Genomic DNA, 12,660 nt, shown 5'->3' with positions numbered 1-12,660 from the left:
CGTATTAAGGCCCTGGTTTAGGCCTGCGCTTTTAGGGGGTGACCCTGGATGGCGGCAGCCATCAGCTCCGGAAACCGCTCCGGCGTGCAGGCAAAGCTGGGAATCCCCAGGGCCGCCAGCTGCTCGGCCACCCGGCGGTCAAAGCTCGGGGCTCCCTCATCGCTAAGGGCCAGCAGCACCACCAGGTTGACTCCTGCCGCCTTCAGGGCGGCCGCCCGCTTGATCATTTCCCGTTCATTGCCGCCCTCGTACAAATCCGTCACCAACACCAGAATGGTGTCGGTAGGGCGGGTGATGAGCTGCTGACAGTAGGTGAGGGCCAGGTTGATATCCGTGCCGCCACCGAGCTGCACGCCGAACAGCAAATCCACCGGGTCGCGCAGGGTTTCGCTTAGGTTTACCACGGCCGTGTCGAAGACGACCATGTGGGTTTTTACCGCTTTCAGCGAGGCTAAGACCGCTCCAAACACGCCGGCGTAGACCACCGAGGAGGCCATGGATCCGCTCTGGTCCACGCAGAGCACAATCTCTTTTAGGGCCTGCCCGCGGCGGCCAAAGCCCACTAAGCGTTCCGGAATGACGGTTTTGTGGGCCGCCTGGTAGTGCCGCAGGTTGGCTTTGATAGTGGCGCCCCAGTCAATTTCGTGGAAGCGGGGGCGCGGGTTGCGCACGGCCCGGCTCAGGGCGCCCTGCACGGCCTGGCGCAGGGGGTTGGCCAGCTTTTTCTCCAGCTCCCGCACCACCTTGGTGATCACTTCGCGGGCCGTGGCTTTGGCCTTCTGGGGCATCACGCGGCTGAGCGACATGAGCGTGCCTACCAGATGCACATCCGCCTGCACGGTGCGCAGGATTTCCGGTTCCAGCAGCAGCTGATTCAGCCCCAGGCGCGTCATAGCGTCTTGCTGCATCACGGCCACTACTTCCGTGGGAAAGTACTCGCGGATGTCCCCCAGCCAGCGGCTTACCCGCGGGGCCGACCCGCCCAGGCCGCCCTTGCGCTCGGCTTTGTCGCCATCGTAGAGGGCCGTGAGCACGTCGTCCATGCGGCCATAGTCGGGCGGCAGGGGTACGGCATTGGCCGCATCGGCCGCGCTACCCAGAACAAGCTTCCAGCGGGTGGTATTCATGGCGGTAGGAAAAAACGGTTAGGCTGGTGGTGGCAGGATAGAAAATCGGTGGCGTCGACGTGGAGGCAAGGGTGCCCCCAGGCAAAGCCCGGGGATAGGGAGCCCGGGACTTTAGCGGGCCGCAGGCATAGGCAAGGGCAACTGGAGAGTAAAAGGAGGGCGGAGAGGGCATGGCCATGATGTCAGGCCGCTGAGAAGGAAGCCGCCCCCAGCAGAGCCCGCAACCCCGGCAGCACCCGCGCTCCGCGGGCTAAGTTAAATTCCACCTGCTCGGACGCCGCCAGGGGGGCCGCCGTATCCTGCCCGGCCAGCTCCAGGATTTGGCGCCGCTCGGGCACGGAGAAGTCGGTGAATGCGCGGCGCAGCAAGGGCACTATCTCGCGGAAGGTGGGCTCGGGCAAGCTGCCCAGCCAACTGTCCAGCAGCCCAAACAGCTCGCGGTGGTAAATCAGCAGCAGGCCGCTGCCGCGCAGGAATCCCTCGATCCAGGCCGTGGCGTAGTCCGTGGGTTGCGCCGGGGCCAGCGCCAGGCCCAGCGAGGTCGCCGTCGTGGCCGCATCGGCCTGCTGGGCGTCAAAGAGAAAGCGGGCCGCCGCCCCGGCCAAGAGGCCGTTGCTGGCGGCGTTGCGGTGCACAGCGCCCAGGGCCCCGTACCAGTCCGCCTCCTGCTCGGGCTGCAGCAGCAGCCGAATAGCCTGGTGGGTGCCTTCCAGCAAAGCAAGCAGGGGGCGGGCCGCATCATAGTCCAGGCCCGCACAGGCCGCGGGCAAGCCAATGCAGAGGCGGGGCACGAGCTGCTGCACCACCAGGGTTACCTGGGCCGTGTCGGTGCGGCGCACGTTGCCGTAGCGCAGCACCTGCACCAGCGGGGGCAGGGCCGCCAGCAGGTGGGTTACGTCGCGCGTACTGGCCCCAATCGCTGCCAGCCGGGCAACCAGCGCCGGAATGGCCGGGCCCAGGTCGGCGCGCAGCGCTTCTTCCAGCAGCTGGCTGACCACTTCCAGGCTGGTAGCTTCCTGGGCGCGGGCGGTCGCCCGGGCCGCGGCGGCGCTGAGCACCGTATTGCCCCAGCGACCGGCTTCAATGACGGCCAGGGCCAGCTCCGGCTTCCAGGCCAGGTGCCAGATTTCGTGGAAAGTGCCGCTTTTGCCGCTGGCCTGCTCGGGTTCACCCCAGGTGATGTCCAGCAGGCGCAGGCGGTGCAGCAAGTGGCTGCGCTCAAGCTGGGTGGGCTGGCGCAGGTCCAGATCCAGGGGCTTGGGCAGGGCTTCGGGCTTGAGGCGCAGGGTTTTCTGCTGCTGGGTGAGATCCTGCTGCAGGGGGGTGGCCGGCAGCCCGGCGGGCACCTCGCCTAACTTGTCGCCAATCACCAGGGTTCGGTGCACCAGGGCCAGCGGCTCGGCATAGCCGCCCCCTAAAATGGCCACGGCCGCCTCCTGCAGCTCCTCGATGCCCGGCAGCGCCAGCCCGCGCACGGCCGCCAGCGCCCCGGCCAGCCGCACCCCTTCAATGGCATGGGCGGAGGAGGCCTCTACATCCTGCCCGCGCAGCAGGCGGGTGGCCTGCACCATCCAGTACGTGAGCACCTGGGCCCGCGGCACGGTAAAGAGCACCTCGTACCAGGCGGGGGAAAGCACCCCCGCCCCGTAGCCCGAGCTAAACGACAGCCGCTCGTAGGTCCAGGGAATCCAAGTAGTTTCCGTAGGTACCTTTTTCAAGCCCTTGAGCCGGGCCTTGTCTTCTTTCTTTAGCAGCTCGGCGCGCAGCACCGGCGCGTGCCAGGCCCCGCACACGACTGCCACCCGTTGGTAGCCCTGGGCGAGCGTGGCCCGCAGCGTCTCCCGCATAAAGGCCTCGCGCAGCAGGGTTTCTTCGGTTTCGGGGCGGGCCAGCTCCTCGCGCAGGGCCGTCATCAGCTCCAGCACCACGGCAAAGGTGTCGGCGTTGCCGGGAGCGTGCTCCAGGTGCGTTTCCCACCACTGCTCGGAATCGGTGTAGCCCGCCAGCCGGGCAATGTAGGCCACGGGGTCGGCCTCCGGGGCCGCGCTACTGTCCTGGGCCACGGCCCCGGCCGAGGGATCTTCCGGGCTTGGCTGTTCCTGGCCCGCGGACTCGGGTGCTGGCAGGGTAGGGGAGGGGGGCGCCGGGGCGGCTAACGCAGCCGCGTCCCGCATTCCAAACCGCAGGGACATCGGCAAATCCATGCCCCGCAGGTGGGCCTGGTGGCGGGCGCACCACTGAATGGCCTGCCACTCCGGCGAGAACTCGGCAAACGGCAGAAACGTAGCCTGGCCCTGCTGCTTGGGGTTGTAGACCAGCAAAGCCACCGGCGGCAGCAGCTCCGGGTGGGTGGCCGTGGCCAGGGCCGCTTCGGCATCGGCCGGGCACTCCAGCAGCACGATATCGGGCTGGAAATCATCGAGCGCGGCCAGGAGGCTGGCCGCGCTGCCGGGGCCGTGGTGGCGTATTCCGAATAAGCGAAGGTCGGCAGGCATAGGAAATAAGCTAAAGACCCGGGGGCACGGGGGAACCCGATCGGCAACTAGCATTCAACTCTGGTGGCAGGGAAAGCAAAATCGGGGGCCGGCGGGCCGCCCGTACTTGCTTTACTCCACTACCTCCCGGCAGGCGCGGTACAGGTCCTTCCACCCGTCCCGCTCCTTGACCACTGTTTCCAGGTATTCCAGCCACACGACGCGGTCGGGAGCGGGGTCTTTAATCACGGCTCCGGTCAGGCCCGCGGCCAGGTCGTGGGCGCGCAGGGTGCCGTCGCCGAAGTAGGCGGCCAGGGCCAGGCCGGAGTTCATGACGGAAATGGCCTCCCCCGTGCTCAAGGTGCCGGTGGGCGATTTCAGCTTGGTTTTACCGTTGTCGGTCACCCCGGCCCGCAGCTCGCGGAAGATGGTTACCAGGCGGCTAATCTGCTCCAGGGCCGGCGCCTCGACGGGCAGCTGCAGGGCCTTGCCCTGCTTGGCAACCCGGGTTTGCACGATGTGCACCTCCTCGGCCAGGGTGGCGGGCAGGGGCAGCACCACGGCGTTGAAGCGCCGGCGCAGGGCGCTGCTCAACTCGTTTACGCCCCGGTCCCGGTCGTTGGCCGTGGCAATCACGTTGAAGCCCTGGGTGGCTTGAATCTCGGTGCTTAGCTCGGGAATGGGCAGCACCTTCTCCGAGAGCATGGTCAGCAGCGTGTCCTGCACGTCCGACGGAATCCGGGTCAGCTCCTCAATGCGCACCAGCTGCCCGGCCTGCATGCCCTTGTACAGGGGGCTGGGCACCAGCGCGCCCAGGGAAGGCCCTTCGGCCAGCAGGCGGGCGTAGTTCCAGGAGTAGCGCAGACTGTCTTCGGCCGTGCCCGCCGTACCCTGCACCAGCAGGTTGGTGTGCCCGCTGATGGCGGCGGTCAGGTGCTCGGAAACCCAGCTTTTAGCCGTGCCCGGCACGCCCAGCAGCAGCAGGGCCCGGTCGGTGGCCAGGGTAGCCACGGCAATCTCCATCAGCCGCCGCTGCCCGATGTACTTGGGCTCAATCTCGAAGCCGTTGTCGAGCGTGCCGCCGAGCAGGTAGGTAACCACGGCCCAGGGGGAGAGCAGCCAGTTAGGAGGTTTAGGCCGGTCGTCGGCCGCTTTCAGGGCCGCCAGCTCCTCGGCGTAGAGGTCTTCGGCGTGGGGACGCAGCAGGTCAGGGGGAAGGGTAGTCGCCATACAGCGGGCTTAGTAGAAGAGGGGGGTTGACGGTTCGGTAAGGCTGGCGGTCAGCTGCTGACGAAAGCGCACGGAGTCCAAAAACTGCTCGACCAGGGGGGCCACGGCGGGGTATCTTTCGGCCAGGGGCTCGAGCACAGGGGGGCAGGCCGGCACCTGGTCGTCGGGCAGGCTGCTGGCCAGCCGGGTTAAAAGCGCCGACAGGCGCTGGTAGGGCTCGGCGTAGTGGTTAGCCACTCGGGGGGCCAGCACATCAGCCAGGTGACGCAGCGTGGCCCGGACGATGTCGGCGGGCCACGGGCCGGGCAGGTAGGCCAGGAGCTCCGGCAAAAACTCGGGGGCCTTGGGGCGGTTAGGGGGCAGCAGGCGGCGCACCCAGGCTACCATCTCCGCCTGGGTCAGCAGCCCCAGCAGGTGGGTGGCGGTTTGGGGAGGCAGCACCTGCTGCCGGCTGAAGTGACGCAGCAGCAGGGGCAGGGCAAACACTTGATCCTGATGCACAACGGCGGCCCGGGCCCAAGCCGTCAGCAGCAGCGGCCGCCAGTCCGTGGCCTCGGCCAGCGTCAGCAGCTCCTCCGCGGAAACCTGCAGGTGGGCAACCCAACGGCTGGGAGGAATCAAGGCTAGCAGCTGGCCCAGCTGACCCGCCCGCTCGCCGCCCTCAAAGCTGGCCGTTTTCAACTCAATACCATCCGTAAGCCACGTTTTGTCCCACTGCTCAGGTAAGGCTACCACTAGCTTGTTACGCCCCACTAACGGGCGCTTCACCGTAAGCAGAGGAATGGCCCGGTGCCACAGGCGCTCGACCAACCCCGATTCTGGCAGGCGCACCAGCAGGGGCACCACTGTTTGGCGCACTTCTTTGCTTTTAGATGACAAATAAGATGTCAGCAGGGGCGCGTCCGCGGCCGTCAGTGCATGCTCCAGTTCTGCTAACAACGCGGCCTGGGTAGCGGCCGGCTCAGTTGGTAAGGCTGCCGCTACTAGTTGGCGGGCCAACTCCGGGTTGGATTTGCGCAGGTTCTGAAGTAGAAACCGGCGCTGGGGAAGGGTGCCCGTTTCCCAGGTGGTCGGATCTTCTGCAGGGTGCTCCGTGGCTAGCCTAGCTTGCCATTCGGGATTTTGCTGGGCCAGCCAACGTCCCCGCTCCCCCAGGATCGCCAGCAGGGGTCCGGGCAGATGCAGGCGAAAGCTTTCCGTGTTCAACGCGGCCACCAACAAGCTCGGCGGAACCAGGCGCTGGTGCTGCCCCATCCGGGTCCAATAGTCGGTGCGAAACGCCCCGTAGCGGTTGGTTTCCAGCAATGTGCGGAATAGCTCGGTGCCCAGGGGGCCCAGGGGCTCCCAGCTCTCGGCTGGGGCCGGAGCTGGTACTGATACCGCCGTCTGCGGGGGCTGAAAGCCGGCCTTGTGCAGGAGAGCAAGGGTTCCGGCTACCAGCAGCAGCTGCTGCTCTGGGCTGTCCGCTGGCGAAGTTATTCCCGGAAGTAAAGGAACGGATTCCCCACTCTGGCGAGTGCCCAGCAGCCCAATGCGCAGTAGCTGAGAAAAGGCCGGATACCTGATTTCTGGCAGGGCTTCGCTTGTCGGGCTGGCTTCTGTAGTAGGCCCTTGCTGCTCGGCGGAGGAGAAAGCAGCAGAGACCAGAGCGGTGGGTGGGGCAAGCGCTTGCCCTGCCGCATCGCTGCTGGCCTTCCACGGCCAGCTTCCCAGCGGACGGAAGGCTTGGCCGTCCCATTCACCAAACAGCGTAAGGGCATGACCTCCACTTTGGGCCAACAGCTCCCAGGGGGCCTCTTCCCGAAGAAAACGCAGGGGGAGGGCCGCTGCTTCGTTGGGGTGCTGAAGCACCCAGCTGCCATCGGGCTGCCGTACGGGCGCCACCTGGCTGAGGGCGGCCGGCCACTCACGCAGCCAGGGTTGGCGGGCCAGGGCGCCCGCGTAGTCATCCAGGAGCTGAGGTATCCGCTGAGCCGGGGGAGCATCCCTTTCCGGGCCGGATGCTTCGAAAGTCAAGGTTACCGGGGCGGCCCGGAGGGGAAGGGGGCCAGGGTAATACAGGACCTGCCCGCTGTAGACGCCATTGGGCACCAGGGGCGTAGCAAAGGGTTGGCTGCCGAAGGCAAACTCCAGCACCAGGGCGTAGCGGCCACTGGCCAGCCCGTGCAGCCAGCTGCGCCGGGCCGTGAGCCGGTCCTCTTCCCAGGTTACCTGACCTAGGACCTGCCAGCGGTCAGTTTGGGGAGGGGAGTAGGCGGCCAGCTCCTCTTTTTTGATCGTTACCCCTACCTGCTGCAAAAGCTCATGGCGGGTGGCAGCCGGTACCTGGTCCCGATTCTGAAAGGCCCGCACCAGCCAGTACAGCTCGCCGAGCCGGGCCAGCAGGCGGCGCGGCCAGTCCGCGTGCGCGTGCCGCAGCAGGCCGAGCTCCCGGATAATGCCGGCTATACCAGGCAGCTGGTTGTCAACTAAACGGGCCGCCTGGTTTGCCCAAAATTTAGCGGGCTGCTGATCAAGCGTCGCCAGCCCGTGGCGCACCAGGTCGAGCAGCCAGGTGTCCAACTCGTTTATACCTTGCTCCATCCGAGCTAGCCGGGCGGGCGACACCCCGCTGCCCGACTCTTCACTGACCTTGCCCTCGAAGTTCTCAGGGGCAGCGCTACGCGGATTTTCCGCTGCAACGGGTGGAGTAGACGCTACTTTTACCGCCTTTTTTTCCTGCGTCTGCACCCGCTTAGCCAGCCACTCTTCCAGCCAGGGGGGTGGCTGGGTGCCGGCAAACAGGGCCGGCTGGCGGGCCAGCAACAGCAGCAACCCTGCTCCGTGCTTGCAGGGAAACACCCGACTCGGGCAGGAGCACTTAAACGCCGGCTCCCGCAGGTCAATGCCGGTCAAATAGGGTTTGGAGCCGCTGCCGGCGCACTCACCCCAGGTAGCCGCTTGCGTACGGCCCAGATTCGCCCACTTGGTGGGTTGAGCCAACTGCTTGCCGCGCTGCAAGGTGCCCGCGTCCGCGACGAAAGCCTGGGCTTGGTCTTCGGAATAGCTGATCAAGAAGTAAAACGAATAAGGTACGCTGGCATGACACCGCAAAATAGCGACGGAAGCCACATTCTCCCTGCTTTTCCCGCCACATTTTGGGGGCTTATAGCTTGGCACACCCGGGCTGCCTGACTTGGCTGCTGCAGGGGCCGCGGCACTAAGCGGGCGGCGAGAGGGGGTTGGCCCGCTCGTGTGCCGGGGCAGCCACTCGTCCCCGACTTTCGGCTGCTGGTCAAGAAGTGCCCAGCGGTGTCCGCTGCCCCAGGTAGGTTGCCGGATGCAATCCCAACCTAACGTGCGCTGTAACTAATGGAAGACGAAAAGGGACTCCGTAAAATCATGGAGCTCATGCGCCTGCTGGCCATCGGGCTGCTGGCCCTGAACCTCTACTACTACTGCTTCGGCTATTTTAAGGCCCAGGGCTGGGCTCCGGCCGTGGTGCAGGGCCTGCTCGAAAGCTTCACCAGGAACACTTTCCTGTTTCAAGCCAGCTGGGTCAGCAAAACCCTGGCCGTCGTTTTTTTGCTATTGAGCTGCCTGGGCACCCGGGGCCGTAAAGATGAAACGGTAAAAGGCATCTCCGTGGCGGTCTCGGCCGGGCTGGGCCTGGCGGTGCTGTACGGGGCGGACCTGGTGCGCCGCGTGGCCCTGCCCGCCGGGCTGGCCACGGCCCTCTACGCCGGACTGCTGACGGCGGGCTTTCTGCTGCTGCTGAGCGCGGGCGCCTGGCTGAGCCGGCTGTTCAACCACACCCTGCTGGAGGATATTTTCAACAAAGGCAACGAGAGCTTTCCCCAGGAGGAGCGCCGGCTGGAAAACGAGTTTTCGGTAAACCTGCGCACGGAGTACTGGCTGCGGGGCAAAAAACGGCAAGGGTGGCTGAACGTGGTGAATCCCTTCCGGGCCACCATGGTGCTGGGCACCCCCGGCTCGGGCAAATCGTTTGCCATCATCACTGAGTTTATCCGCCAGCACCTGCAGAAGGGCTTCTGCATGTACATCTACGACTACAAGTTTGACGACCTGAGCCGCATCTGCTACAACACCTTGCTGCGCCACCAGGACAAGTTTGACCAGCCCGTGGGCTTTTACGTCATCAACTTCGACAACCCCCGCAAAAGCCACCGCTGCAACCCCCTGCTGCCGGAGCTGATGACCGACATCGTGGACGCCTACGAGTCGGCCTCCACCATTATGCTCAACCTCAATAAAAGCTGGATCCAAAAGCAGGGGGACTTTTTCGTGGAGTCGCCCATCAACTTCGTAGCCGCCATCATCTGGTTTCTTAAGCTGTTTGAAAAGGGCCGCTACTGCACCTTCCCCCACGTGATTGAGTTTCTGAGCCGGGACTACGAGGAGATTTTCCCGGTCTTGGCCTCCTACCCCGAGATTGAAAACCTGGTCAAGCCCTTCGTATCGGCGTACCAGAAAGATGCCATCGAGCAGCTGGAGGGGCAGATTGCCTCGGCCCGCATCCCGCTCTCGCGCCTGGCCTCGCCCCAGCTCTACTGGGTGATGTCGGGCAACGACTTTACCCTGGACATCAACAACCCCGCCGAGCCCAAGGTCCTGTGCGTGGGCAACAACCCCGAGCGCCAGGCCATCTACGGGGCCGCCCTGGGCCTCTACAACGCCCGCCTGGTCAAGCTGGTCAACCAGAAGGGCAAGCGCAAAAGCTCGCTGATCATCGACGAGCTGCCCACCATCTATTTCAAGGGCCTGGACAACCTCATTGCCACGGCCCGCAGCAACAAGGTCTCCACCTGCCTGGGCTTTCAGGACTTCTCCCAGCTCGAGCGCGACTACGGGCCGCGGGAAGCCGAAGTCATTAAAAACACGGTGGGCAACGTCTTCAGCGGGCAGGTGGCCGGCACCAGCGGCAAGTGGCTAAGCGAGCGGTTCGGCAAAATTCTGCAGCAGCGCCAGAGCCTGACGATGAACATGCGCGAGACCAGCACCGGCCTCTCCACCCAGATGGACAGCATGATCCCCCCCAGCACGATTGCCAACCTGACCCAGGGCACCTTCGTGGGGGCGGTGGCCGACAACTTCGGGGAGGAAATCAGCCAGAAGGTGTTTCACGCCCGCATCCAGGTAGATGGGCAGCGGGTGGCTACTGAGGCCGGCGCCCTGCTGCCCATTCCCGACATCACCAGCTTTATCAACCCGGCCACGGTCCAGGATGAGGCCGAGCAGCTGATCAAAGCCAACTTCAACCAGATCAAAGCCGACGTCAAGGAGCTATGCCAGCGGGAGCTGCGGCGCATCAAGCAGGATCCCCTGCTGCAGCACCTGATTCGGGAAAAGGCCGAAAAGTAAGGCGGACCCGGGCGGGGAGGGCCGGCGCTTGTCGGGAGGCCGTTCGTGTAGCCTGCGCGTAACTCAGCCGTTGTTTTCAACCGTCCGTCAACTTTCAGCTGGTCGGATTGGGGCCGCGAATAGGTTTGCCGCGTCGACTTTCGGTTTGCGTTCTTTCTAACCCTTCTTTTTCCATGGCCAAGCAAGATGATATCCCATCCGTCAACCAGGTCCCCACGGCTGTAGCGCCCCCGCTGGAAGGGGTGGGGCCGGTCGCCACAGCGGCCGGCGAAGTGGGGCAGGTAGAAATCCGCTGGCAGCAGCGGGGTGAGGAGGTGGCTCCCCTGCTGGAGATGCGCGCCTACCTGAGCGAGCTGAAAGATGCGGGCGTCGCCGTCGGGGCGTTGACCTGGGAGTCGGTAGGGGAGGGGCAGCTCCGGGGCCGCTTTCCTGTAAGCTATGACCCGGGCAGTGACCGGCTGCTGGAGCTGGAAAGCATCCTCCAGGGCCTCAAGCAAGTGCGTAACGGCCTGGAAGTGGTGGAGCAGCACGAGCAGACGATCCGCCGCTGGGACCGCCTCGGCCCCGACCAGCAGGCCCGGGTGGTGCCGGCGGCCGCCCACGTAACCCAAGCCTTCGGCGTAAAGCAGTGGGATGCCCTCAGCGCCCAGCTCGCCGCCGTACCCAAGCACGCGCTCACCCTGCCCGAGCAGGGGCAGCAGACGGCCGCGCAGCAGCGGGTGCGGCAGCTCGCCCAGTTGCAGGGCCAGGTCAGCGAGCACGTGCTGCGCGAGGGCAAAAGCCTGTTCGACATCGAGTCCAGCGGCAACCCGGCCTCGGCCTTTCTGAAAAACTTCTACGCCCACCTCCACGGCGGCCCTAAAACGCGGCAGAGCCTGGAGGTGGACTACGAGAAAACCCGGCGGGAATTGCAGGCCCGCCTGCTCCAGCCGGCCAGCCCTGCCGTCTCCCCGCCGTCCGGGCAGAAGCAGGACCGCAAGCCGGCCGTCGCCCCCGGGATAGCTGCGCCCCTGGCGCCCCCACCTGCTGCCGGGGCCCCACCGTTTGCCGTAGCTGACCTGCCCCAGCAGGTGCTGGGCTCGCTCGGGCTGACGGCCGAGCACCTGGAGAAAAGCGGCCAGCTGACAAAGCTGCTCTCAGGCCAGAAAACAAACCTGCTCCCCTTGGAGGTGGCCGGAGCCCCGGGGCAGGAGCCGGTCCGGTTTGCCGCCAAGATGGTGCTGCACCGCGAGGCGGATACCTCAGTTACCCTTCAGCTGGAGCTACCCCAGGCTAACTTAATCATCCCCAACGAGATCGGGGGCCGCCGGCTGACGCCGGAGCAGCGCGAAAACCTGGAGCGGGCAGGCAACGCGGGGCTGGTCCGCGGCCTGAAAGATGCGCAGGGCCGGGCGTATAATGGTTTCGTGGCCGTGGACCCGGCCATGAACCAGGTAGTAGTGCTCCCGGAAAGCAAGGTGAGCCTGCGCGACACCATTGCCGGCGTGCCGCTCAGCCCCGAGCAAAGCCACGACCTGCGCGAGGGCAAAGCCGTGGCGCTGGCGGGCATGGTCAGCGGCCACGACGGCCGGCCGTTTGACGGCACGGCGCAGGTCAACGCGGCCAGGGCCTGCATTGAGATCCGACCCGCGGCCCACGAGCGGCAGCAGCGGCAGGTGCCCGAAAACAAGCAGGCAGCGCCAGCGCAGACCAGGACTGTTAAGGCCACTACTTTGAAAGAACCAGCGGTCCCGGCAAAAAGGCGGGGGCCCCGCCCCTAAGAGCGTATGGGGGAATTAGGGGCGGAGATGTAAACCCAAGGCTATGGTGGCGACTAGCAGCCAAGTGACATGACTGCAAGGGGTGTAGTCGACGGCTAAGCGGCGAAAACAGGCCAGCCAGGCAATGGTACGCTCGACGACCCAGCGCTGCGGGGGCCGGACTGGCCCCTGATAGCCCTACGGCAGACGTAGCGTAAGGCATGGAAGACGTACCGCAAACTACAAGCGCCGACGCCGTTGCACCGGCAGCAGCAACTGAATACCTTGCCCCTGCGAGTCAGTGAGAGGTTGATAGCCATCAACCATACGGTAGCCTGGAGCCTAGAAACTCCGACTGCAACTCACTGACTCATTTTTATTTAAGCTCCATCCTACTCCCCAAACGCGCTTTGACAATGAAGTACTGTTATTTGCTATTGCTCTGCCTTTTTTCCATGGTGGGCAATAGCCAATCCTTGAAAAAGGCGGAAAGAAGCTATGCCTTCCGGGGTGTGAACGTGGTGGATGTACAATCGGGATCAATCGTATCCAACACCAATGTCCTGATCAGCAATGGTAAGATCGTGGCCGTTGGGCGCACCAAGCAAAAGTTTCCCAAGGGCACGGTAGTGATTGATGCGCCAGGCAAATTCGTCATGCCCGGACTGTACGACATGCATGCCCATTTTCCCAACGTAGACGGCGAACCCTTTCCCATTGAGGACTACC

The 12,660-nt window shown here is 65.0% G+C and carries 7 protein-coding genes; 3 read left to right on the top strand and 4 right to left on the bottom strand.

Going from position 1 to position 12,660, the window contains the following annotated elements:
• Positions 1-17 precede the first annotated feature (17 nt).
• The 4 genes from ACYVHC_RS18005 to ACYVHC_RS17990 form a co-directional block, all read right to left on the bottom strand.
• Positions 18-1,127, bottom strand: a complete 1,110-nt coding sequence (locus ACYVHC_RS18005) for a vWA domain-containing protein (RefSeq protein WP_460615182.1) — start codon at positions 1,125-1,127, stop codon at positions 18-20.
• Between the two features lie 182 nt (positions 1,128-1,309).
• Positions 1,310-3,622: a DUF5682 family protein gene (locus ACYVHC_RS18000; protein WP_460615181.1), complete on the bottom strand. Its 2,313-nt coding sequence runs from the start codon at positions 3,620-3,622 to the stop codon at positions 1,310-1,312.
• A 111-nt stretch (positions 3,623-3,733) separates the two neighbouring features.
• Positions 3,734-4,831: an ATP-binding protein gene (locus tag ACYVHC_RS17995; RefSeq protein ID WP_460615180.1), complete on the bottom strand. Its 1,098-nt coding sequence runs from the start codon at positions 4,829-4,831 to the stop codon at positions 3,734-3,736.
• Positions 4,832-4,840: 9 nt separating this feature from the next.
• Positions 4,841-7,885 (bottom strand): SWIM zinc finger family protein, encoded by a 3,045-nt coding sequence (locus ACYVHC_RS17990; RefSeq protein ID WP_460615179.1) that lies wholly within the window; start codon positions 7,883-7,885, stop codon positions 4,841-4,843.
• A gap of 297 nt (positions 7,886-8,182) precedes the next feature.
• On the opposite strand from ACYVHC_RS17990, the gene mobC reads away from it, so the two are divergent.
• The 3 genes from mobC to ACYVHC_RS17975 form a co-directional block, all read left to right on the top strand.
• Complete coding sequence (gene mobC, locus ACYVHC_RS17985; RefSeq protein ID WP_460615178.1) at positions 8,183-10,192, top strand: conjugal transfer protein MobC; 2,010 nt, start codon at positions 8,183-8,185, stop codon at positions 10,190-10,192.
• A 173-nt stretch (positions 10,193-10,365) separates the two neighbouring features.
• Positions 10,366-11,952 carry a DUF3945 domain-containing protein gene (locus tag ACYVHC_RS17980; protein ID WP_460615177.1) on the top strand — a complete coding sequence of 529 codons (1,587 nt, stop codon included), beginning with the start codon at positions 10,366-10,368 and terminating at the stop codon, positions 11,950-11,952.
• Positions 11,953-12,347: 395 nt separating this feature from the next.
• Positions 12,348-12,660: amidohydrolase family protein (locus ACYVHC_RS17975; RefSeq protein ID WP_460615176.1), on the top strand; the 313-nt coding region annotated here is incomplete at its 3' end.

The sequence above is a fragment of the Hymenobacter seoulensis genome (assembly GCF_054780535.1).
Note: the sequence above shows the minus strand (reverse complement) of the source record. Positions and strands in the feature narration are given on the sequence as shown.

What these genes read in the sequence shown, in the direction of transcription:
- ACYVHC_RS18000 (WP_460615181.1), bottom strand. Translation starts at nt 3,622, where the DNA reads ATGCCTGCCGACCTTCGCTTATTCGGAATACGCCACCACGGCCCCGGC.
- ACYVHC_RS17995 (WP_460615180.1), bottom strand. Translation starts at nt 4,831, where the DNA reads ATGGCGACTACCCTTCCCCCTGACCTGCTGCGTCCCCACGCCGAAGAC.
- ACYVHC_RS18005 (WP_460615182.1), bottom strand. Translation starts at nt 1,127, where the DNA reads ATGAATACCACCCGCTGGAAGCTTGTTCTGGGTAGCGCGGCCGATGCG.
- ACYVHC_RS17980 (WP_460615177.1), top strand. Translation starts at nt 10,366, where the DNA reads ATGGCCAAGCAAGATGATATCCCATCCGTCAACCAGGTCCCCACGGCT.
- mobC (WP_460615178.1), top strand. Translation starts at nt 8,183, where the DNA reads ATGGAAGACGAAAAGGGACTCCGTAAAATCATGGAGCTCATGCGCCTG.